Raw genomic sequence first — 20,872 nt, forward strand, 5'->3', positions numbered from 1 at the left:
GCGGCGGCGCCGATCCAGGACCCGGCCATGACCGATTTTCACCGCATCAAGCGACTGCCCCCCTACGTCTTCGAGCAGGTCAACCGGATCAAGGCCGCCGCCCGCGCCAACGGCGCCGACATCATCGACCTCGGCATGGGCAATCCCGACCTCGACGCGCCCCGCCACGTGATCGAGAAGCTGGTCGAGACCGCCGGCAAGCCGCGCACCGACCGCTACTCGGCCTCGAAGGGCATCGCAGGCCTGCGCCGCGCCCAGGCGAACTACTACCAGCGCCGCTTCGGCGTCTCGCTCAACCCCGACACCCAGGTGGTGGCCACGCTCGGCTCCAAGGAGGGCTTCGCCAACATGGCGCAGGCCATCACGGCGCCGGGCGACGTGGTGCTGGTGCCCAATCCCAGCTACCCGATCCACGCCTTCGGCTTCCTGATGGCGGGCGGCGTGGTCCGCTCGGTCCCGGCCGAGCCGACCCCGGCCTTCTTCCCGGCGGCCGAGCGGGCGATGCAGCACTCGATCCCCAAGCCGGTGGCGATGGTGGTCTGCTACCCCTCGAACCCGACCGCCTACGTCGCCTCGCTCGACTTCTACCGCGACCTCGTCGCCTTCGCGAAGAAGCACGAGCTGATCCTGCTCTCCGACCTCGCCTATGCCGAGGTCTACTTCGACGATAACAACCCGCCGCCTTCGGTCTTGCAGATCCCGGGCGCGATCGACGTGGCGGTGGAGTTCACCTCCCTGTCCAAGACCTTCTCGATGGCCGGCTGGCGGATGGGCTTCGCGGTCGGCAACGAGCGGCTGCTGGCGGCGCTCACCCGGGTGAAGTCCTACCTCGATTACGGCGCCTTCACGCCGATCCAGGTCGCCGCCACCGCGGCTCTGAACGGCCCGGAGGCGTGCATCCACGAGATGCGCGCCACCTATCGCCGCCGCCGGGACGCGATGGTCGATGCGTTCCAGAAGACCGGCTGGGACATCCCGGTGCCGTCGGCCTCGATGTTCGCCTGGGTGCCGATCCCGGAGCGCTTCCGGAGCCTCGGCAGCCTCGAATTCTCGAAGCTCCTGGTCGAGAAGGCCGACGTGGCGGTGGCGCCGGGCATCGGCTTCGGCGAGCACGGCGACGATTACGTGCGCATCGCCCTCGTCGAGAACGAGCAGCGCATCCGCCAGGCGGCCCGCAACATCCGCCGCTTCTTCGACAACGCCGACCGCACACTGCACAACGTGGTGCCGATGCAGAAGGTCGGCTGATCGTCACCGGGCGGGGACGCTCCGGTCCGGGGCCGGGGCGGGCGTCGCCCGTCCCGCCCGGAATCGGAGCGCGGACCGGTCACGCCGCCCGCACCGTGCCGAGGAAGTGCCGGACCTCGGTGCCGAGCCGCCGCGCCTCGTCCTGAAGCGCCGTGGCCGAGACCAGGACGCGGCTGGCCGCCGCCCCGGTCTCCTCCGCGGCCGCCGCGACGCCGGCGATGTTCGCCGTCACCTCCTCGGTGCCGGAGGCCGCCAGGGTGACGCTGCGCACGATCGCCTGGGTGGCGGCGCCCTGCTGCTCGACCGCGGCCGCCAGGGCGATGGCGACGCCGTCGAGTTCCTCGATGCGCCCCGTGACCATCGCGATCGCCGAGACGGCCTGTCCGGTCGACTCCTGGATCCGGGCGATCTGCTGCGTGATCTCCCGGGTGGCCCGGGCGGTCTGCGACGCGAGCTGCTTGACCTCGCCGGCGACGACCGCGAAGCCGCGGCCGGCCTCGCCGGCCCGGGCCGCCTCGATGGTGGCATTGAGGGCCAGCAGGTTGGTCTGCCCGGCGATCGAGGAGATCATCGCCACCACGTCGCCGATCCGGGAGGCGGACGCGGTCAGATCCTGCACCAGGGCGGTGGTCGTCTCCGCGTCGCCGACGGCGGCCCGGGCCAGACCGGCCGCCCCCTGGACGCGCCGGCCGATCTCCTGAACCGACTGGCCGAGTTCCTCCGCCGCCGCGGCGACGGTCACGACATTGACGGCGGACCGGTCGGCGGCGGTCGCGACCGCCCCCGATTGCGCGGCGGTCTCGGCGGCGGTGCCCGACATCGTCTGCGCGGTGGCCTGCAACTCCGACGCGGCATCCGCTACCAGGCGGACGACGCCGCCGACGGCCTCCTCGAACCCGTCCGCCATGTGGTGCATCGCCGCCCGGCGCTGGGTCTCGGCGTCCGCGCGGGCCAGCGCGGCCTCCGCTTCGAGTTCGCGACTCCGGATCAGGTTGTGGCGAAACACCTCGATGCCCCGCGCGACCGCCCCGATCTCGTCGCGTCGGGTCAGGTACGGCACGGTGACGGCGGCGTCGCCGTCGGCAAGGCTGCCGATCACCCCGGTCATGCGGTCGAGGGGCTGCGTGACGTGACGGATGATGAAGCCGATGCCGATCGCCGACAGGAGGACGGCGCCCAGCGCCACCGCCGCGCTCAGCATCAAGCTGCGCCGGGCCGCGGCTTCCGCCGCCGCGGCCTTCTCGGCGAGCCGCACGACCGCCAGCTTCGGGATCGCCAGCAGCGAGTCGAGGGCGGGGATCGCGATCTCGGCGTAACCGTCGCTCGTCATCGTCGGGGCGTAGTGGCCGGTGATCGACGTCACCAGCGGCCCGACCTCCGCGGCGAAACGGCCGCCCAGATAGGTCGCCTTCGCGCTCGAGAAGGCGCCGTCGAGACCGGTGTCGCCCTCCACCAGCCCGATCGAGTGCTCGACCTCCTGGAGCATCGTGCCGACCTGGCCGTGCCGGAGCTTGATCGTGTCCGCCTCCTGCTGCGACAGGCCGCGCTTCGCGGTGTGGGCCCGGGAGATCGCGGCGCTGGCTTCCCCCGCCAGGATGCGGGCGGCCCAACCCTTCCGGCGGGCCTCGACCAACTCGACGAGACCGGGATCCCCGGCCCTGATCTCGCGCTCGAACGAGGACGCGATCACGTCGAAGACCTTCAGGGTCTTGGGCAGATGGGCGATGAATTCGCCGCTCAGCTTCTGGTCGCGCTCGCGCGTCGGCCGCCGGACCTGCCGGTCGAGTTCGTCACGCAGGGTTCGGAGCCTGGCATGGTCGGCGGTCACCTGCTCGATGGTCTGCACCATCCCCGGTTCGACCTGCCGAAGGCGCTCGAGGATCGCACGGGTGCCGCGATCGACCTCGCCGCGCAGGGCCGTCAGCCTGGCGGCGATGGCTCCCGCCTCGCGCTCCTCGGCACGCAGCAGCATGTCTTCCCAGGCGACCTCGTAGCGCAGGGAACTCGACGTATTCAGAAGGAGGCCGTCGATCTCCGCCAGCCGGCTGATCCGTGCCGAAGCCGTCGCGTTGGTCCACGACAGGATGAGGTCGCGGCCGAACATCCCGATGGCGAGGCAGGCCAAGGCGGCGACCAGCAGGATGAGTTTCGTTTTCATCAGCAAGGCATCTCTCCCTGGTCGCCCCCGCTCTGCCACCGGCCATCACCGAACCACCCGGCACGGTGCCGATTCCCGCGGCCGATCCCCGCTGATCACGACGGCATTTCCGATCCCAGGAACAAAACCCCCGCCCGCTTTCGAATTCCCTAAATAATGAAAACAATCGATCGATCTCCAAATTTTAATAAACCGCCCCGACGGCATTGATCTAACAAAAAATCGCAATGCTTCCAATTTCGCGTAAAAAGCGGCAACAAGAGCTGAATATCGGAATATGTTCGTTCATCGTTATCCGGGATATGGGCTTTTTTCGACGATCCCGCGCTGGCGTCGCCCGGTCGCCGCATCATGAATCGTCGGCCGGGACCGCCCCACTGCCGGGAGAAGCCCCGCTGCATGCCTGCGCCGACGCAGGAACGGGGCCGAGTTGAAGGAACCGTCCCTCGCGCCTGCCGGCGTCCGAGGCGGGACCGTGGAGCACGTCGCACCTTGTGGCCCGTCGGAGACAGGGGAGGGGAAAGGCGTCCGCTCCCCGTGGCCCGGGCCCGGCACCGGGTTGATCCGGGCTGCGCACGGCGTCAGGGTGCGGTCAAGGTTTCGCTCCACCCTGGGTATCCGATGCGTCGCTCGCTGAAGCTCGTCGTTCTCGCCGCCGCGGCCGCGCTCCCGGCCGCCTGCGCGCCGAACCCGATCATCGCCCGCGACCCGGTCCCGGCCCCCGGGCCCGACATCGCCTATCGCTGCTCCTCGACCCCGGCGCTGCTCAACGGCTACTGGGCGGATTGCGAGCGCGTGCGGCGCGAGCGCGAGGTCGTGGTCCGGACCAAGGGCTGACACCCTAGATCCGGACACCTCGCCGCGCCCCGGAACCGGGCGCCGCTCACCATGCGTTAACACGGCATCCGTCACCGGAGGATGCCCCGCGTGGTCCGTCGTCTCGCCCTGCCGCTCGTCGCCCTGGCAAGCCTGTCCCCGGCCGGCTTGAGCCCGGCGCTCGCCCAGTCGCCCCTGCCGGTGCGGGTGCGCCCGCCCGTCACCGTCGAGCCGGACATCTACAACCGCGCCGCCGCGCCCGGCCCCGTCGTGCTGCAGGTCTCCCCCGACGTGACCGTCGGGCCGATGCCGCGCGGGCCCACCCGCCTCGTGGCGATCCGCGCGGTGCCGGTCGCGGCCGTCACCAATGGCGGCGCCTTCGGGCCGACCGGCTTCGGCTATTACAACGATGCCGTGAGCGAAGGCCCGCTCAACCGCCCGCACCGCATGGCCGATTACGTCCTCGGCAGCCGGGCGTACTGATCCTCGACCCCACTGAACGAAGGAAACGTCCATGCGTGCGCGCCTCCTCGCGGCGGGCCTCGTCGCCGGCCTCGCCACCCTCGCCACGGCGCTGCCGGCCGCGGCCCAGAGCGTCGGCTACGTCACCGGCTTCCCGGGCAAGGACCCGGCCGGCGACGACGAGATCGGCTGGGGTCCGGCCTACCGGCCCGAGACCAGCTTCTCGCAGCCCGGCACGCCGCCGACCCCGGGCGACTTCGCCGGCGCGGCCTATCGCGCCCGGACCGGCCGCGGCCCCTACGACGCGATCCAGGCGCCGATGCAGCCGGTGCGCGCCTACCAGTACCAGAATCCCGGCTACGGCTACGCGCCTGCGGGCTATTACGGCGAGCCCGGTTACGCCCCGCGGGTGCGGAGCGTGCGGGCGCGGTACGGCGTCACGCACCGGCATCACGCCAAGGCGAAGACGCAACGGTCGTATCGGCAGGTGATGCGCTGAGGCGAACGATGCGCTGGCGCAAGTAATGCGCTGAGGATGGGCGTCGAGGATCCCCAACCCCTCCGACACCCTTCCGGTCGTTTCGAGGCCGCCGGAGCCCGGACCCGGAGGGGCGCGGAGCGCAAGCCGGAATCTCCGGCAGTTCCGAAGCGGGCGGTTCGCGTTCCGTCCGAGATTGCCTCAGCCGCGGCCCCGGGATGCCCCTCGGGGCCGACGGGCCGCGCCGAGTCTCGACCGATGCCGGTCGATCGAGTCCTCGGCGATATTTCCCTCAGGCGAATCCCTCCAGCACGATCTTCCCCTTCGCCCGCCCGCTCTCCAGCAGCGCGTGGGCCCGTTTCAGATTCCCCGCGTTGATCGGCCCGAAATGCTCGGCGAGCGTCGTGCGCAGCTGCCCGGCCTCGACGAGGCGCGCCACCTCGTCGAGCAGCGTTCCCTGCGCCGCGATGTCGACCGTGGCGAACATCGGCCGGGTGAACATGAACTCCCAGTGCAGCGACAGGCTCTTGCGCTTGAGGAGCGAGACGTCGAGCGTCGCCGGGTCGTCGATCAATGCAAGGCGACCCTGCGGCGCCATCAGCTCGGCGATCGCCGCCAGATGGGTGTCGGTGTGGGTGGTCGAGAAGACCAGGCCCGGGGCGCCGAGCCCGAGATCCGCGACCTGACGCGCCAGCGACGCGCCGTGATCGACCACGTGGTGGGCGCCGAGTTCGCGGCTCCACGCCTGCGTCTCCGGACGTGAGGCGGTGGTGACGACCGTGAGGTCGGTGAGCTGGCGCGCGAGCTGGGTCGCGATCGAGCCGACGCCGCCGGCCCCGCCGACGATCAGGATGGCGTTGGCCGCCCCCGGCACGGCCTTGCGGATGTCGAGCCGGTCGAACAGCGTCTCCCAGGCGGTGATCGCGGTCAGCGGCAAGGCTGCGGCCTCGGCGAAGGAGAGCGAGGCCGGCTTGTGGCCGACGATGCGCTCGTCGACGAGGTGGAACTCGGCGTTGGTGCCGGGCCGCTCCAGGGCGCCGGCATAGAACACGGCGTCACCCGGGCGGAAGCGCGTCGCCTCGGGCCCCGCCGCCACGACGATGCCGGCGGCGTCCCAACCGAGGACCTTCCATTCGCCGGCGTCGGGCGCGGCGCGGCGGCGCACCTTGGTGTCGACCGGGTTCACCGATACCGCCCGGACCTCGACCAGGAGGTCGCGGCCGGTCGGCACAGGCCGGGGCAGGGTGATGTCCTGGAGGGCGGCCTCGTCCTCGATCGGCAGGGAGGTCTGGTAACCGACGGCGCGCATGGGCGGGCTCCTTGGATGACTCGAGCCGAGATGGCCGCTACCCTCCCGCGGCGCAAGAACGCACATGAAGCGCCCATAGTATCGAAAAGGATACCGTCATGGCCCGCACCCGGCACCGCAGCCTGGATTGCAGCCCCGGCTGCGCCGTCGAGGCGACGCTCCAGAGGATCGACGGCAAGTGGAAGGGCGTGATCCTCTACCACCTGCTGGCCGAGGCGCCGGAGCCCGACGGAGCCTTGCGCTTCAACGCCTTCCGCCGGCGGATGCCGAACGTGACCCAGCGCATGCTGACCAATCAGCTGCGCGAGCTGGAGGCGGACGGCCTCGTGCACCGCACCGTCTATGCCGAGGTGCCGCCCCGGGTGGAGTACCGCCTGACCGCGCTCGGCCGCAGCCTCGAACCGGTGATCCGGGCGCTCAAGGCCTGGGGCGACGCCCACGCGATGCCCGAGAAGGCGACGGAGGCCGCCTGACCGGTCAGCGCGACAGGCTGCGGAAGACGCAGACGCGGCCGCGATCCTCGTAGCCGGCCGGGCACTGGGCGACGCAGGCGCCGGCGGCGAATTTGAGGGGCGGGCGGCAATAGGACTCGTCCTGCTGCGCCCGCAGGGCAGGCGGCCGGAGGAGGGCGACCGCCACCGCGACGGCAGCCGTCACGATGATGCCGAGGGCGACGAGGCGCGGCACGGATCTCGCACTCCTGTGTGCACGGCACTGCACCATATGGAACGCCCGCGACGCGCGGACAGGCCCGCTTTCGGGGATCGCCTTCGGGAGGAGGGATCTTCGGGCAGGAGGGATCTTCGGGCAGGAGCCATCCTCGGGCAGGAGCCATCCTCGGGGCGCGGCATCCCTGGGGATGGCGCAGTGCGGCATCCTAGAGCAGCGCCCGATCGCGTTGCCGTCGGACCCTGTTCCAGGTCTTTGGTTTCGCCGCATTTTCCCTCGACGAACCGGTCGCCGCCTCGTCGGAAAATGGTCCGGCTCCGGTCGCCTGCGCGCTTGACCCGCTCGGGGAGACGTGACCCCACTTCACCCGGAGAGTCCGGCCACGCTGCCGGAATCGTCCCCAGCACAGCCCCCGCAGCTCGCGCAGCGAAAGGACAGGATTGCAGACGATGGCGGAGCTCAGCCGTTCGGATCTCGATTACCGCCTGAAGCAGCAGAAGATCCTGTCGGATTTCGGCGTCGAGGCCCTGCGCGCCGACGATCTCGGCCGGCTGCTGCAGCAGGCGACCGAGCTGTGCGCGGACGGCATGGCGGCCCAGTTCTGCAAGGCGCTCGAATACAAGCCGGGCCAGGACACGCTGCTCGTCATCGCGGGCGTCGGCTGGGGGCCGAACGTGGTGGGCCACGCCCTGGTCGGGGCCGATCTCGCCTCGCCGGCGGGCTACGCCCTCAAGACCGGGCGGCCGGTGATCTCCAACCATCTCGAGAACGAGCGCCGGTTCCGCACCCCGCAGCTGATGGCCGATCACGGCGTCCGCCGGGCGCTGAACGTGCTGATCCGCAACCGCGAGGGCGACTTCGGCGTGCTCGAGGTCGACGACACCCGCGAGGGCCAGTTCGACGAGGCCGACATCGCCTTCATGCAGGGCTTCGCCAACCTGCTCGGCGGCGCCATCGAGCGCCAGCGGTCCGAGGCCCGGCTCCAGGCCGCCCTCGACCGGCAGGAATTGCTGACCCGCGAGATGAGCCACCGGGTCAAGAACAGCCTCGCGACGGTTGCGGGCCTGCTCTCGCTCCAGGCCCGCACCACCGAGGACCAGCAGGCCCGCGACGCCCTGGCGGATGCCCGCTCCCGGGTCGAGGCGGTGGCGCAGGTCCACGACCAGCTCTGGCGCCAGCCCGACCTCGCGGCGGTGGAGCTGTCGGGCTTCCTCGGCTCCCTGTGCGAGAAGCTGCACGAGAGCGCGCCGGGCCACGCCGTCACCTGCGAGGCCCCGGCGATGCCGATCCCGGCCGACCTCGCCATCCCCCTCGGCCTGTTCGTCAACGAGCTCGTCACCAACGCGATCAAGTACGCCTATCCGGGCGGCCACGGCCCGGTGCGGGTCGCGGCCTTGCCCGAGGGCGAGGGCCGGGTCCGCCTCAGCGTCTCGGACGACGGCGTCGGCCTGCCGGACGGGTTCGATACGGGGGCGGCGCGCCGCAGCCTCGGCATGCGGGTGATCCACGGCCTCGCCCGCCAGCTCGGCGGCGAACTCGCCGTCGACGGGACGAAGGGCGCCCGCTTCGCCCTGACGCTCGATCTCGGCAGGGCGTAGCGGCCGTCCGGCGGATTTTTCGGGGTCCTGACGGCGAGCCGCTTCCCAGGGCCGCGCGTCTTGCACTACGCTTGCGGCAGCGCTGCCGCTTCGCGACGCCCGAATTGGCGACGCCAGTGGCGGAGCGGCACGACGGGGACCGGAGAACCGGCCCCGCCTCGACCAAGCCCGGGCGCCAGATCCGGGTCAGATTCAAGGGTGGAAACGATGGGCGAGTTCTCCCGCGGCGGTCCGAGCCGTCGCAGCATCCTGGCCTCCGGCGCTGCCGCGGCCGGACTCGGGCTGGTCGGCACCCGCCCGGCCTTCGCGGCCGTGGACTGGAAGCGCCACGCCGGCACCACGCTTGAGGTCAACCTCATCAAGGGGCCGCGGGGCGACCTGCTCCACCGCAGCGCCGCCGAGTTCACGGCGCTGACCGGGATCAAGGTCTCGTCCGAGGTGATTCCCGAGCAGCAGCAGCGCCAGAAGATCGTCATCGAGCTGACCTCCGGCCGGCCGAGCTTCGACGTGGTGCATCTGAGCTACCACGTCCAGAAACGCCAGTTCGACAAGGCCGGCTGGCTCGCCGATCTCTCCGGGTTCATGAAGGACCCGAACCTGACCGAGCCCTCCCTTAACGAGGCCGATTTCAGTTCCGCCGGCCTGCAATACGCCAAGGCCCAGACCCCCAAGACCCCCAACGGCGAGATGCGCTCGCTGCCGCTCTCGGTCGACTACTTCATCCTGTACTGGAACAAGGAGCTGTTCCAGAAGAAGAACGTCGCCCTCCCCGAGACCTACGACGACATGATGCGGGCGGCCGAGACGCTGACCGATCCGAAGGCCGGCACCTACGGCTTCGTCGGCCGGGGCCTGCGCAACGCCAACATGGCGCTCTGGGGCGCGTTCTTCCTCGCCTATGGCGGCCGCTTCCTCGACGACAAGGGCAACCTGCTGATCGACGGCCCGGAGGCCGTGGAGGCGACGAAGCTCTACCAGCGCCTCCTGACCAAGACCGCGCCCCCCGGCGTCGTCGGCTTCAACTGGATGGAGTCGATGGCGGCGTTCACGCAAGGGCGGGCCGCGATGTGGCTCGACGGCGTCGGCTGGGCGCCGCCGCTCGAAGACCCCAACGCCTCGCGGGTCGTCGGCAAGGTCGGCTACGCCGTGGTGCCGAAGGGGCCGAAGGACCATGCCGCAGCCACCTACGGCGACGGCATCGGCGTCGCGGCGGCGAGCCCCAAGAAGGAGGCCGGCTACCTCTACTGCCAGTGGGCGGTGTCGAAGCTGATGGGCGCGCGCCTGCTCCAGGCCGGTGGCGGCGTGCCGTTCCGCGATTCGATCCTGAGCGATCCGGAAGTCCAGCAAGGCGTGAAGATGCCGCGCGAGTGGCTCGATTCGGTGATCGGCTCGGCCAAGATCAGCAAGCTCGGCCTGCCGGTCGTGGTGCCGGTGGCGGAGTTCCGCGACATCGTCGGCTCCGCCGTCACCGCCACCCTGTCGGGGGCCGACCCGGCAGCCGAGCTGAAGAAGGCGGCCGAGCAGTACCGGCCGATCCTCGAGCGCAGCGAGAAGGCGTGATGGCGCGGGCCGGCCTCGCATCGCCTGCGGACGACCTGTCATCGGCCGACGAGGCCGCGCCCGCCCGCTGGCGCCCGCCGGGCTACTGGCCCTTCGTGGTGCCGGCGCTCGTCGTCGTCGTCGGGGTGATCGTCTTCCCGTGGGCCTTCACCCTGTGGATGAGCCTGCACGAATGGAAGGTCGGCGCGGCGCCGGCCTTCGTCGGCCTGTCGAACTACACCCGCCTGCCGACCGATCCGCGATTCCTCGACGCGGTGTGGCAGACGCTGGTCTATACCGCGCTCTCTGTGGTGCTGCCGCTGATCCTCGGCACGCTGGCGGCCTGCGTGTTCCATGCCAAGTTCCCGTTGCGCGGCTTCCTGCGCGGCGTGTTCATCCTGCCGATGATGGCCACACCGGTCGCCATCGCGCTCGTCTGGACCATGATGTTCCACCCCCAGCTCGGGGTGCTGAACTACCTCCTCTCCCTCGTCGGCATCCCGCCGCAGCTCTGGGTCTTCCATCCGGCGACGGTGATCCCGTCGCTGGTGCTGGTCGAGACCTGGCAATGGACGCCGCTCGTCATGCTGATCGTGCTCGGCGGCCTCGCGGCGCTCCCCACCGAACCCTATGAGAGCGCGCAGATCGACGGCGCCTCGATCTGGCAGATGTTCCGGCACATCACCCTGCCGCTGGTCGCGCCGTTCCTGTTCGTCGCCGCAATGATCCGGATGATCGACGCGGTGAAGAGCTTCGACATCATCTTCGCGATCACGCAGGGAGGACCGGGCACCGCCTCGGAGACGATCAACATCTATCTCTACAGCGTCGCCTTCGCGTATTACGACGTCGGCTACGGCTCGGCGATCGCCGTGGTGTTCTTCCTGCTCATCATCGCGCTCGCCGCCGCCCTGCTGGTGGTCCGCAAGCGCACGCAAGGGGCGGTCGCGTGACTCTTCGCTGGCTCCTCAAGCAGGCCGCCCTGCTCTTCGCCGTCCTGGTGATCGTCTCGCCGGTGATCCTGTTCTTCGTCTGGATGCTGTCGCTCTCGGTGAAGTACGAGATCGACAACGCCGCCTATCCGCCGGTGCTGATCCCCGAGCGCTTCGCCTGGAAGAACTACACCGACGTCCTCGAATCGAACCGGTTCTCGACCTACTTCGTCAACAGCCTGCTGGTCACCGGCACGGCCACGTTGCTCGCCCTCCTCGTCGGGGTGCCAGCCGGCTACGGCATCGCCCGGATGAAGGCCGCCAAGGCCGCGGTGGTGATCCTGGTCGCCCGCATCACGCCGGGCCTGTCCTACCTGATCCCGCTCTTCCTGCTGTTCCAGTGGCTCGGGCTCCTCGGCACGCTGTGGCCGCAGATCATCATCCACCTCGTCGTCACGGTGCCGATCGTGATCTGGATCATGATCGGCTATTTCGAGACCACGCCGATGGAGCTGGAGGAGGCGGCGGTCATCGACGGCGCCAGCCGCTGGCAGGTTTTTCGCTATGTGGCGCTGCCGATCGCCAAGCCCGGCATCGCCGTGGCGATGATCCTGGCGGTGATCTTCTCCTGGAACAACTTCGTCTTCGGCATCGTGCTCGCCGGCCGGGAGACCCGCACCCTGCCGGTCGCAGTCTACAACATGATCTCGTTCGACCAGCTGAGCTGGGGTCCGCTCGCCGCCGCGGCGCTCATCGTCACCCTGCCGGTGCTGGTGCTGACTGTGTTCGCCCAGCGCCAGATCGTCGCCGGGCTGACGGCGGGGGCGGTGAAGGGCGGATAAGGCATCCGCAGAGCGGCGCGGCGGTTTCGCTGCGCCGCTGTTGACACTCAAAAACGAATGAACGATCGTTTCAATCGAGGGACCCTGGAGGTCCCCATGAAGAACGACGGGTGGGAACGCCGATGCTGCAGCGCGCGGACACCTATGCCGATCTCACCGACACATTCCGCTGGCGGATCCCGGCCCGTTACAACATCGGCATCGACGTCTGCGACCGGCACGCCCCCGGCAACCCGCTCGCGCTGATCCATCTCGACCATGATGGCGCCGTGCAGCGTTACGGCTTCGACGACCTGCGCCGGCTGTCGAACCGCTTCGCCAACGTGCTGGCCGCGCACGGGCTCGCCCGCGGCGACCGGATCGGCGTGCTGCTGCCGCAATCGCCCGAAACGGCGGTCGCCCACATCACCGGCTTCCGGGCCGGGCTCATCACCATCCCGCTCTTCGTGCTGTTCGGGCCCGACGCGCTCGCCTACCGCCTCGGCAACAGCGGGGCGAAGGCGGTGGTGACCGACCGGGCCGGGGCCGTGCTGCTGGCCGGAATCCGCGACGCGCTCCCCGATCTGGAGCGGGTCTATTGCATCGACGGGCCGGGGGAGGGCGCGGAAGATTTCCACGCCCTCTGCGACCAAGCCTCCGATGCCTTCACCCCGGTCGACACCGCCGCCGACGACCCGGCGGTCATCATCTACACCTCGGGCACCACCGGCGACCCGAAGGGCGCGCTCCACGCCCACCGGGTGCTCCTCGGCCATCTGCCGGGGGTCGAGATGCCCCAGCGCTTCCTGCCGCAACCGGGCGACCGGCTCTGGACCCCGGCCGACTGGGCCTGGATCGGCGGCCTCCTCGACGTGCTGCTGCCGGCGCTTCACCACGGCGTGCCGGTGGTCTCGCACCGAGCCAAGAAATTCGACCCGGAGGGGGCGTTCCGGCTGATGGCCGAGCAGGAGGTCCGCAACGTCTTCCTGCCGCCCACCGCCATGAAGCTGATGCGCCAGACCCGCGCCACGCCCTATCCGGGCCTGAACCTCCGCTCGGTCGGCAGCGGCGGCGAGAGCCTGGGGTCGGAGATGCTGGCCTGGGGCGAGGCGGTGCTCGGCGTGCCGATCAACGAGTTCTACGGCCAGACCGAGTGCAACCTCGTCGTGTCGTCCTGCGCCGACCTGTTTCCGGCCCGTCCGGGCGCCATGGGCAAGCCGGTGCCCGGCCACGACGTGCGCATCGTCGACGGCGAGGGCCGGGAGGTGCCGGACGGCACCACCGGCCACATCGCGGTGCGCCGGCCCGATCCGGTGATGTTCCTCGGCTACTGGCAGAACCCGGAGGCGACGGCCAAAAAATTCATCGGCGACTGGCTGATCACCGGCGATCTCGGCCGGCGCGACCCGGACGGCTTCCTGTGGTTCGTCGGCCGCGACGACGACGTCATCACCTCGGCCGGCTACCGCATCGGCCCCGGCGAGATCGAGGATTGCCTCTTGCGCCACCCGGCCGTCGCGCTCTGCGGCGTCGTCGGCGTGCCGGACCCGGTCCGGACCGAGGCGGTGAAGGCCTTCATCGTGCTCAAAACTGGAGTCGAGGGCACACCGGATCTGGCCCGCGAGATCCAGGATTTCGTGCGCACCCGGCTCGCCGCCCACGAGTATCCGCGCCACGTCGCCTTCGTGGAGGAACTGCCGATGACCGCCACGGGCAAGATCATCCGGCGGGCGTTGCGGGAGCGGGGAGGGGCGTGAAGGCCGTCACACGACACGGCACAGGAGGCTGTGCGGGAGCGATGGCCACCGCGCAACCTGCCGTGCCGAACACATCGTCATCCTGTGTTCCGCTGCGCGGCCCCGGGATGACGATGGAGATTTGAGGAATATCCGGCGCTCAACGACCGGATGCCCCTTCATCACCGGGAGGACACCATGCCGACATCCAAACTCCGCCGATCGTCACGATGGCTGGCGCTCGCCGTCGCGTCCCTCCTCTCCCTCGCCCCGGCCCAGGCCGCATCACCCCCCACCCGCGTCACCCTCGGCGTCCTCAACGACCGCGCCGGCCCCTATTCGGATCTCGCCGGCGAGGGCTCGGTGGCGGCGGCCGAGATGGCGGCGGCCGACTTCAAGGCGCGGAACCCGGATTTCGACATCCGGGTCCTGTCGGCCGACCACCAGAACAAGCCGGATGTCGGCGCCGGCATCGTGCGGCAGTGGATCGACCGCGACGACGTCGATGTCGTGCTCGACGTGCCGTTCTCATCGGTAGCGCTCGCGGTGCACCAGATCGTGCGCGAGAAGAACCGGCTGATGATCAATTCGGGTGCGGGCGCCTCGGAGATCACCGGAGCCCTCTGCTCGCCCAACACCATCCACTGGACCTACGACACCTGGGCGCTCGCCAACGGCACCGGCGGCGCGATGGTGCGTGAGGGCGGCGATACCTGGTTCTTCATCACCGCCGACTACGCCTTCGGCAAGGCGCTGGAGCGCGACGTGTCGGAGGTGGTCGCGCGCAACGGCGGCAAGGTGCTGGGTGCGGTCCGCCACCCGGTCGCGGCGAACGATTTTTCCTCGTTCCTGATCCAGGCGCAGGGCTCGAAGGCCAAGGTGATCGGGCTGGCCAATGCCGGCAGCGACACGATCAACACCATCAAGCAGGGCGCCGAGTTCGGCGTGGCGGAGGGCGGGCAGCGCCTCGCCGGCCTGCTGGTGTTCCTGAGCGACGTGCATTCCCTCGGCCTGAAGGTGGCGCAGGGGCTGGTCCTGACGGAAGCCTTCTACTGGGACCTCAACGACGGCACCCGCGCCTGGTCGCGCCGCTTCGCCGAGCGCTACAAGGGCCGGATGCCGACCATGGTCCAGGCCGGCGTCTATTCCGGCATGATGCACTACCTGAAGGCCGTGAAGGCCACCGGCAGCAAGGACCCCGCCACGGTGACCGCCGAGATGCGGAGGACGCCCGCGGAGGACCCGCTCTTCGGCCGCTCCGAGGTGCGGGCCGACGGGCGGGTGACCCACCCGATGTACCTGTTCGAGGTGAAGAAGCCCTCGGAGTCGAAGGGACCGTGGGACTATTACCGCCTGGTCTCGACGATTCCCGCCGACCAGGCCTTCCGGCCGCTCAAGAGCGGCAACTGCCCCTTGGTGACACCATGAAGCTGCATCACTGCGTCGGCGCCCGCTCGTTCCGGCCGCTCTGGGCCCTCGAGGCGCTGGGCCTGCCCTACGATCTCGCGATGCTGCCGTTCCCGCCCCGGGTCCACGCCAAGGAGTATTTCGCCCTCAACCCCCTCGGCACGATCCCGCTCTTCGAGGACGGCGAGACGCGGATGACCGAATCCGCGGCGATCTGCGAGTATCTGGCGGCGCGCCACGGCGCCGGGGGGCTCGGGGTACGGCCCGATGAACCGGAATACGGGCGCTACCTCAACGGGCTCCATTTCGGCGAGGCGACGCTCACCTTCCCGCAGACCCTGGTGCTGCGCTACGGCCGCTTCGAGCCGCCGGAACGGCGCCAGCCCGGCCTCGTCGAGGACTATTCGCGATGGTTCCTGTCGCGGCTCAAGGGGTTCGGCGCGGTGCTGGGCGACCGCCGCTTCGTCTGCGCCGGGCGGTTCACCGCCGCCGACATCAGCATCGGCTACGCCCTGATGCTGGCCGAGTTCGCCGGGCTCGCCGCGCAGCTGCCGGACTTCGCCCGGGCCTACTGGGCGGGCCTGAAGGAAGAGCCGTCCTATGCCCGGGCGCTCGCGGCCGAGCGGAGGGCGGCCGAGGACCAGGGCGTGTCGCCGGTGCCGTCGCCGCTCGGCGGGTGACCCGGCCTCGTCCTGAGACGGCGGGTGGGACCGGCATGGGAGAAACGCCCGCGCCGCCTCGATGCCGCCGGAGAACGCCCCGGATTCTCCTGTGGAGACGGGATCGGGGCGGGGAGCGGTGAACCGAGGCACGCGCCCGACCCTGTCGGGGAGAGGGAAGCCCGGCGCCTCGTCCTGCCCGGGACGGCTCCGCGATGGAGGATCGTCGCTCCTCTCAGCCGCCGGCCCAGGCTGCATGGACCGAGCCGCCGGCCGTGTCCGGCTTCGCCGCGCCGATGAAGATCACGACCGGGCCGTGGGCGTCGCGGCGCGGATCGTAGAAATCGAGCAGGCCCGGGTAGCGCCGCTGCAGGAAGTCCGGCCGCAGGCCCCGGGCGCGGAGCAGGTGATCGATGACGACCTGGTCGCCGTGGACCGCGTTCGGAACCGGGCCGCAGGAGCCCGGCGCCATCCAGCGCTCCGGCTCGGCGGCGAACGCCTCGTACAGGGCGGCGAGATCGTCGCCCTGCCAGCGCAGCAGGGCGCTGGAGACGCGGTTCTTATGAAAATAATCCTCCATCGCGGCGAGGCCGGGTTCGGCCAGCGCATCCGCCGGACCGGTCAGGACGGTGTCGAGGTCGCAGAGCAGCGTCGGCCCCTCGGCGAGGCCGGGGCGGAACGCCTCCATCTTCGCCCACCAAGCCGGCCAGTCGTGCCGCAACGCCACCCGCTCGACGCCCTCGACCCGAAGGTCGAGATCGGTGAGGCAGAGGATCCGCCGGAAGGCCGGGGCGTGGCGGCGCACGCCGCCGGCGAGGCGCGCGACCCAGGTCGCGTCGTAGCGGCCGCCGCTCTTCAGGACGGTGATCAGTGTCGCCATGGGTGAGAAATTATCCGTCGGCGGCGAGGGGATGCAGGCGCAGCCGCCCAGCCGCCGCCTCGTCGGCGAACCAGGCGCGCTCGGCGGCCCAGGGATGACCGGGCCAGCCGTCGAAGCCGAAGCCGTGCACCTCGGCCGGGGCGGCCTGCGCCGGACGCCCCAACCGGAGGGCGAGCATCGTCAGGAAGCCGGTGCTGGGATTCGGTCGCCCGTCGGTCCGCGGCCCGAGGCGGCGCCGGGCCTCGTCGTGCAGGATCCCGGGCAGGATGTGGACCGGCTTGCCGAGGGGCCGCAGCAGCGCCAGCGCCTCGCGGGTGAAGCAGATCGGCTCGGGGCGGTTCTGCGCGTCGGGCAGCATCGGGAACGGCAGCACGAAGGCCCGCGCCCGCCGGACGACCGGGCGATCGATGAAGCCCGGATCCGCCAGCCACTCGCGCATCTGTCCGCCGCGGTTGACGAGGACGAGATGGGTGACCCGCGCGCCGGCGCGGCCGCCGAACCCGGCCGCGTTGTTGAAGCGCAGGACCGCCTCGGCCGCGTCGATCGCCGACCCGCCGCCGGTCCCGGGCGCGTTGCCGACGAGCGCGACCGAGGCGAGGGCGGGCAGGTCGGGCCACGCATCCCGAAGGGATGCGGCGACGTGAAGGGGGTCGACGGCGTCGGGCAAGGCGCACGGGGGGTTCGAGGCAGGGGTTTTCGGGGCAGGGGTTTTCGGGGCAGGGGTTTTCGGGGCAGGGGTTTTCGAGGATGGACCGGGGAGGTATGGCGCCAGGCCGGCCCGACCAGTCCTCGCCGGCAGGGGAACCCCGCGATGACCGTCGAGAGCGGGCGAACCCGCCGCTGCTTCCTGTGCGCCGCCGCCATGCTGGCGCCGAGCACGCGCCGCCTCGCCTATCCCGGCGGGCGCGAGCGCGCCTTTCCGGTCGCCTGCGGCTCCTGCGGCGTGCTGACGGAACCGGACGCGGATCCCGACCGCTGCTGGGGCGACCTCGCGGGGCGCCTCGCCGGCGCGAGCTTCACGCCCGATCCGGAGGCCGCCTACGGCCTCGACATCTACACCCTGCGCAGCGCCGCGACCCGCCTCGGCCGCGGCCTGCGCCCGCCCGGAGCGGAGGACCGGACCGCCCTGCGGCAGCCCCACGCCGCCCGCGCCGCCCAAGCCATCCTCTACGACCTCGCCCCGGCCGCGGGGCGCCCGGTCTCCCTCGGGCTGATCTGCCGCTCCGGCGAACTCGACGGGCTGCTGGACGGCCTCGGTCCCCACGCGGCCTGGACCGACGACGTCGTCCTGCTCGCCGACGGCCCCGAGGCCGCGCCCCGCCCGGTGCCGGCCGCGGGCTTCACCGACGGCACGGTGCGGGTCGCGGCACGGCCTCTCGCGGGCGATTTCGCCGGGCAGCGCAACGCCCTCCAGGCCCTCGCGCGCCACGGCTGGATGCTCCAGCTCGACGCCGACGAGAGCCTCGCCCCCGCCACCGGCCGGGTCCTGCCGGCGCTCGCCGCCCTGGCCGAGGACGGGGCGGTGGTCTCGATCGGGCTTGCCCGGCGCAACCACGTCGACGGGATCCTGTCGGACGTCTATCCGGACGTGCAGTACCGGCTGAACCGGACGGAGATCCGCTATGCCGGCCGCGTCCACGAGCGGCCGGTCCTCGACGGGGGCTGGCCCCGCAGCCTCATCGCCCTCACCGGGGCGATCGACCACGGCTTGAGCCTCGCCCATGTCCGGGCCCGCTCGCGGGCCTACGAAGCGCTCGATCCGGGGCGCGGACGGATGGAGGAGGAGGAGGCGCTGTTGCGGCCGTACCGGGCGTGAGGGTGCGACGTCCGGGGCGGGAGAGGGGTGAGCCCGCGCTCGGCCGAGAACCGTCTCCGCACCGGCAGCTGGGGCCACGCGCGTCAGCTGCGCGCCGCCGCGATCGCCCGCCGGTACAGGTCCAGCGTCTCCCGCCCCAGGCTCTCCCGGCCGAAACGCCCGGCCGCCGCGAGCGCCCGGGCGCGGTAGGCCTGCCGCAGGGCGGGGTCGGAAAGGAGGGGGCGCAGGGCGTCGGCGAGGGCCGGGCCGGTAGCCTGCGTCGCGAGCGGCCCGGCCTCGGGCGCGCCGACGAAGGCCCGGGCGCTGGCATCCTCGGCGCAGGCCACCACCGGGCGGCCATAGGCCAGGGCCTCCTGGTAGACGAGACCGAAGCTCTCGTAGCGCGAGGGCGCGAGCACCGCGTGGGCGCCCGTGTAGGCCTCGGCCAGGGCCGCGGCATCGACCCGGCCGCGGGCCTCGAGCCGGGACCGGGCCGTCGCGGGCAGGTCGGGCGGAAGATCCTGCGGCGGCACCCCGACGAGATCGAGCCGGAACGGCGGCAGGAGGCCGTCCTCCTGCTCCCGGCCGAGGATCGCGGCGGCGGCCATGAGCGCGTCGAAACCCTTGCGCGCCTCGGCCCGGCCGACGAAGAGCAGCCGCACCGGGGCCTCCGCCGCCGGATAGGCGGCGTCCCGGGCCCCCGCCGCGATCTCCGGCGGCAGGCTGAGGCCGATCACCGCCGCGGGCTGCCGGCCCGACAGGCGATAGGCCCGCGCGACGACCGCCCCGTGCGCGGCGGTGTTGGCGATGAGGCCGGCGCTGCCCTGCGCCTGACGCCGTTCCAGGGCATCGGCGGTCCCGCCGTCGAGGCGGTTGCGGAGATCCGGTGCGGTTCCGCGGGTGAAGGCCGCCGGGGTCGAGGAGCGCGTCACCAGCGGCAGGTCGCGGCGCCCGGCGAGCAGCACGGCCGGGGCGTACCAGTTCGTCGCCTCGACGACGTCGAAGGGCGCGCGGGCGTGGACGGCGAGCACGGCGCGCCGGAAGGCGAGCGGCGCCGCGATGTGGCCGATCGAGCCCCAGAGGCGCAAACGCGCCAGGCCGCCCGCCGGCGGCAGGGCGAGGCCCGTCACCGTGACGCCGCCGACGCGCTCGCTTCCGCTGCGGTCGAGGGTGAACACCGTCACGTCGGCGCCCGCTTGCCCGAGGCTCTCGGCGATCTCCCGGGCTGCGGTCGAGAGGCCGCTCGGGGCGGGCGGGTAGTCCCAGGCGAGGAGGGCGGTGCGCATCAGGCCGCGAGCAGGCGCCGGTAGAGGGCGAGGTAGTCCCGCGCCATCCGCTCGGCGGTGAAGCGCTCCTCGAAGCGGCGGCGCACCCCCGCCCGGTCGATCCCGCCGATCCGCGCCAGCGCCGCCACGGCCTCGTCCTCGGACGAGACGACGAAGCCCGTCACCCCGTCCTCGACGATCTCCGGCACCGAGCCGCGATTCCAGGCGATCACCGGGGTGCCGCAGGCCATCGCCTCGATCATCACGAGGCCGAACGGCTCCGGCCAGTCGATCGGGAACAGCAGCGCGGTCGCGCCGCGCAGCAGGTCGCCCTTGGCCGCATCGTCGACGGGCCCGAGATAGACCGCGTCGCCGCCGAGCAGCGGGCGCACCGCGCGGTCGAAATAGCCCGGATTGCCGGCATCGACCGTGCCGCCCAGGCGGATCGGCAGGCCGGCGGCGCGGGCGACCCGGATCGCGGTATCGGGCCGCTTCTGGTCGGTCATCCGCCCGACGAAGGCGAGATGCGAGCCGGGCGGGAGGGACGCCGCGTAGCGGTCGCGGTCGATGCCGTGATGCACCACGCCGGCGCGGTTCGCGGCCGGGATGCCGGCCGCTTGCGCGGCCGAGATCGCCGCCACCGGCAGGTCCGGAAACCCCTCGAAGAACAGCGCCCGGTCGAGCTCGTCGACCCGCCAGTGGATCGTCGTCAGGCTGCGGCCGCGGCGCTCGCCGAGAAGCGCGGCGTGGGCGAACTCGCCGTGGCAATGGACGATGTCGAACGCGTCGAGGTGCCGGCGCAGCGCCTCGAGCTGCAGGGCGTCGAGGGCGGCCGGCACGCCGGGCGCGACGCGGCCGTAGCGCCGCTCCAGGGCGGCAAGGCTCGGGTAATTACCGATACGGGGTAAGTGTGTCGCACTGTCCGAGGGAGCGAACAGCGTTACCTCCACGCCCAAGCTTCGCAGCGCCGTGCTCAGGTCGTGAATGACCCGCTCCGTGCCGCCGTGATGCTCCGGAGGGATGGGAAAGATGTTCGGGGCGACTTGGGCGACACGGATCACCGACTATACCTCACTCGAACCGTCCTGTTCGTCGGGGTT

20 protein-coding genes are annotated in these 20,872 nt (G+C 71.5%); 13 read left to right on the plus strand and 7 right to left on the minus strand.

The window, feature by feature from the left end; all coding sequences use genetic code 11:
- The first annotated feature begins 27 nt into the window (after positions 1 to 27).
- Positions 28 to 1,248 carry an LL-diaminopimelate aminotransferase gene (locus G4G93_RS27175; RefSeq protein WP_165088980.1) on the plus strand — a complete coding sequence of 407 codons (1,221 nt, stop codon included), beginning with the start codon at positions 28 to 30 and terminating at the stop codon, positions 1,246 to 1,248.
- Between the two features lie 79 nt (positions 1,249 to 1,327).
- On the opposite strand, the gene G4G93_RS27180 is transcribed toward G4G93_RS27175, so the two are convergent.
- Entirely contained in the window at positions 1,328 to 3,406 is a 2,079-nt protein-coding gene (locus G4G93_RS27180; protein WP_246737032.1) for a methyl-accepting chemotaxis protein, read from the minus strand.
- Between the two features lie 621 nt (positions 3,407 to 4,027).
- Between G4G93_RS27180 and G4G93_RS27185 the strand changes: the two genes are divergently transcribed.
- The 3 genes from G4G93_RS27185 to G4G93_RS27195 all read left to right on the plus strand — a co-directional run bounded on the left by G4G93_RS27185 (position 4,028) and on the right by G4G93_RS27195 (position 5,183).
- On the plus strand, positions 4,028 to 4,243 hold the full coding sequence (locus G4G93_RS27185) for a hypothetical protein (protein WP_165088983.1): 216 nt from the start codon (positions 4,028 to 4,030) through the stop codon (positions 4,241 to 4,243).
- 90 nt (positions 4,244 to 4,333) lie between these two features.
- The gene (locus tag G4G93_RS27190) at positions 4,334 to 4,705 is read left to right on the plus strand and encodes a hypothetical protein (protein ID WP_312892272.1); all 372 of its coding nucleotides are present in this window, start codon (positions 4,334 to 4,336) and stop codon (positions 4,703 to 4,705) included.
- Between the two features lie 31 nt (positions 4,706 to 4,736).
- Positions 4,737 to 5,183 (plus strand): hypothetical protein, encoded by a 447-nt coding sequence (locus tag G4G93_RS27195; RefSeq protein WP_246737033.1) that lies wholly within the window; start codon positions 4,737 to 4,739, stop codon positions 5,181 to 5,183.
- A gap of 271 nt (positions 5,184 to 5,454) precedes the next feature.
- Here G4G93_RS27195 and G4G93_RS27200 read toward each other — a convergent pair whose 3' ends face one another.
- Positions 5,455 to 6,471 carry a zinc-binding alcohol dehydrogenase family protein gene (locus G4G93_RS27200; RefSeq protein ID WP_165088988.1) on the minus strand — a complete coding sequence of 339 codons (1,017 nt, stop codon included), beginning with the start codon at positions 6,469 to 6,471 and terminating at the stop codon, positions 5,455 to 5,457.
- A 98-nt stretch (positions 6,472 to 6,569) separates the two neighbouring features.
- Between G4G93_RS27200 and G4G93_RS27205 the strand changes: the two genes are divergently transcribed.
- Positions 6,570 to 6,944, plus strand: a complete 375-nt coding sequence (locus G4G93_RS27205) for a helix-turn-helix domain-containing protein (RefSeq protein ID WP_165088991.1) — start codon at positions 6,570 to 6,572, stop codon at positions 6,942 to 6,944.
- A gap of 4 nt (positions 6,945 to 6,948) precedes the next feature.
- On the opposite strand, the gene G4G93_RS27210 is transcribed toward G4G93_RS27205, so the two are convergent.
- Positions 6,949 to 7,158 carry a hypothetical protein gene (locus G4G93_RS27210; RefSeq protein ID WP_246737053.1) on the minus strand — a complete coding sequence of 70 codons (210 nt, stop codon included), beginning with the start codon at positions 7,156 to 7,158 and terminating at the stop codon, positions 6,949 to 6,951.
- Positions 7,159 to 7,589: 431 nt separating this feature from the next.
- Here G4G93_RS27210 and G4G93_RS27215 point away from each other — a divergent pair, with 431 nt between their 5' ends.
- From G4G93_RS27215 to G4G93_RS27245, 7 genes are all read left to right on the plus strand, one after another.
- Complete coding sequence (locus tag G4G93_RS27215) at positions 7,590 to 8,738, plus strand: sensor histidine kinase (protein WP_165088996.1); 1,149 nt, start codon at positions 7,590 to 7,592, stop codon at positions 8,736 to 8,738.
- Between the two features lie 207 nt (positions 8,739 to 8,945).
- Positions 8,946 to 10,298 (plus strand): ABC transporter substrate-binding protein, encoded by a 1,353-nt coding sequence (locus tag G4G93_RS27220; protein WP_165088998.1) that lies wholly within the window; start codon positions 8,946 to 8,948, stop codon positions 10,296 to 10,298.
- Entirely contained in the window at positions 10,298 to 11,230 is a 933-nt protein-coding gene (locus G4G93_RS27225) for a carbohydrate ABC transporter permease (RefSeq protein WP_165089000.1), read from the plus strand. The genes G4G93_RS27220 and G4G93_RS27225 overlap by 1 nt, the downstream gene beginning before the upstream one ends.
- On the plus strand, positions 11,227 to 12,051 hold the full coding sequence (locus G4G93_RS27230; protein ID WP_165089003.1) for a carbohydrate ABC transporter permease: 825 nt from the start codon (positions 11,227 to 11,229) through the stop codon (positions 12,049 to 12,051). Before G4G93_RS27225 ends, G4G93_RS27230 begins: the two co-directional genes overlap by 4 nt.
- 122 nt (positions 12,052 to 12,173) lie before the next feature.
- Positions 12,174 to 13,787: an acyl-CoA synthetase gene (locus G4G93_RS27235; RefSeq protein WP_165089005.1), complete on the plus strand. Its 1,614-nt coding sequence runs from the start codon at positions 12,174 to 12,176 to the stop codon at positions 13,785 to 13,787.
- A gap of 177 nt (positions 13,788 to 13,964) precedes the next feature.
- Complete coding sequence (locus tag G4G93_RS27240; protein WP_165089008.1) at positions 13,965 to 15,194, plus strand: ABC transporter substrate-binding protein; 1,230 nt, start codon at positions 13,965 to 13,967, stop codon at positions 15,192 to 15,194.
- Entirely contained in the window at positions 15,191 to 15,853 is a 663-nt protein-coding gene (locus G4G93_RS27245; RefSeq protein WP_165089010.1) for a glutathione S-transferase family protein, read from the plus strand. Before G4G93_RS27240 ends, G4G93_RS27245 begins: the two co-directional genes overlap by 4 nt.
- A 214-nt stretch (positions 15,854 to 16,067) precedes the next feature.
- On the opposite strand, the gene G4G93_RS27250 is transcribed toward G4G93_RS27245, so the two are convergent.
- Together G4G93_RS27250 and G4G93_RS27255 are read right to left on the minus strand one after the other, a co-directional pair.
- Positions 16,068 to 16,712 (minus strand): hypothetical protein, encoded by a 645-nt coding sequence (locus tag G4G93_RS27250; protein WP_165089012.1) that lies wholly within the window; start codon positions 16,710 to 16,712, stop codon positions 16,068 to 16,070.
- A 10-nt stretch (positions 16,713 to 16,722) separates the two neighbouring features.
- The gene (locus G4G93_RS27255; protein ID WP_246737034.1) at positions 16,723 to 17,379 is read right to left on the minus strand and encodes a hypothetical protein; all 657 of its coding nucleotides are present in this window, start codon (positions 17,377 to 17,379) and stop codon (positions 16,723 to 16,725) included.
- A gap of 144 nt (positions 17,380 to 17,523) precedes the next feature.
- Between G4G93_RS27255 and G4G93_RS27260 the strand changes: the two genes are divergently transcribed.
- The gene (locus G4G93_RS27260) at positions 17,524 to 18,528 is read left to right on the plus strand and encodes a hypothetical protein (RefSeq protein WP_165089014.1); all 1,005 of its coding nucleotides are present in this window, start codon (positions 17,524 to 17,526) and stop codon (positions 18,526 to 18,528) included.
- Between the two features lie 83 nt (positions 18,529 to 18,611).
- On the opposite strand, the gene G4G93_RS27265 is transcribed toward G4G93_RS27260, so the two are convergent.
- The gene (locus G4G93_RS27265) at positions 18,612 to 19,793 is read right to left on the minus strand and encodes a glycosyltransferase family 4 protein (protein WP_165089016.1); all 1,182 of its coding nucleotides are present in this window, start codon (positions 19,791 to 19,793) and stop codon (positions 18,612 to 18,614) included.
- Positions 19,793 to 20,833: a glycosyltransferase family 4 protein gene (locus G4G93_RS27270; protein ID WP_165089018.1), complete on the minus strand. Its 1,041-nt coding sequence runs from the start codon at positions 20,831 to 20,833 to the stop codon at positions 19,793 to 19,795. Before G4G93_RS27270 ends, G4G93_RS27265 begins: the two co-directional genes overlap by 1 nt.
- Positions 20,834 to 20,872 lie beyond the last annotated feature (39 nt).

Origin of the sequence: Methylobacterium sp. DB0501 (assembly GCF_011043735.1) — a bacterium.
In the GTDB taxonomy this organism is placed as follows: domain Bacteria; phylum Pseudomonadota; class Alphaproteobacteria; order Rhizobiales; family Beijerinckiaceae; genus Methylobacterium; species Methylobacterium alsaeris.

Bases quoted from the DNA above. Each gene is read 5' to 3' on its own strand.
- G4G93_RS27225 (WP_165089000.1), top strand. From the start codon at position 10,298: ATGGCGCGGGCCGGCCTCGCATCGCCTGCGGACGACCTGTCATCGGCC.
- G4G93_RS27175 (WP_165088980.1), top strand. From the start codon at position 28: ATGACCGATTTTCACCGCATCAAGCGACTGCCCCCCTACGTCTTCGAG.
- G4G93_RS27195 (WP_246737033.1), top strand. From the start codon at position 4,737: ATGCGTGCGCGCCTCCTCGCGGCGGGCCTCGTCGCCGGCCTCGCCACC.
- G4G93_RS27265 (WP_165089016.1), bottom strand. From the start codon at position 19,793: ATGCGCACCGCCCTCCTCGCCTGGGACTACCCGCCCGCCCCGAGCGGC.
- G4G93_RS27250 (WP_165089012.1), bottom strand. From the start codon at position 16,712: ATGGCGACACTGATCACCGTCCTGAAGAGCGGCGGCCGCTACGACGCG.
- G4G93_RS27260 (WP_165089014.1), top strand. From the start codon at position 17,524: ATGACCGTCGAGAGCGGGCGAACCCGCCGCTGCTTCCTGTGCGCCGCC.
- G4G93_RS27240 (WP_165089008.1), top strand. From the start codon at position 13,965: ATGCCGACATCCAAACTCCGCCGATCGTCACGATGGCTGGCGCTCGCC.
- G4G93_RS27205 (WP_165088991.1), top strand. From the start codon at position 6,570: ATGGCCCGCACCCGGCACCGCAGCCTGGATTGCAGCCCCGGCTGCGCC.
- G4G93_RS27245 (WP_165089010.1), top strand. From the start codon at position 15,191: ATGAAGCTGCATCACTGCGTCGGCGCCCGCTCGTTCCGGCCGCTCTGG.
- G4G93_RS27235 (WP_165089005.1), top strand. From the start codon at position 12,174: ATGCTGCAGCGCGCGGACACCTATGCCGATCTCACCGACACATTCCGC.
- G4G93_RS27220 (WP_165088998.1), top strand. From the start codon at position 8,946: ATGGGCGAGTTCTCCCGCGGCGGTCCGAGCCGTCGCAGCATCCTGGCC.
- G4G93_RS27185 (WP_165088983.1), top strand. From the start codon at position 4,028: ATGCGTCGCTCGCTGAAGCTCGTCGTTCTCGCCGCCGCGGCCGCGCTC.
- G4G93_RS27215 (WP_165088996.1), top strand. From the start codon at position 7,590: ATGGCGGAGCTCAGCCGTTCGGATCTCGATTACCGCCTGAAGCAGCAG.
- G4G93_RS27200 (WP_165088988.1), bottom strand. From the start codon at position 6,471: ATGCGCGCCGTCGGTTACCAGACCTCCCTGCCGATCGAGGACGAGGCC.
- G4G93_RS27180 (WP_246737032.1), bottom strand. From the start codon at position 3,406: ATGAAAACGAAACTCATCCTGCTGGTCGCCGCCTTGGCCTGCCTCGCC.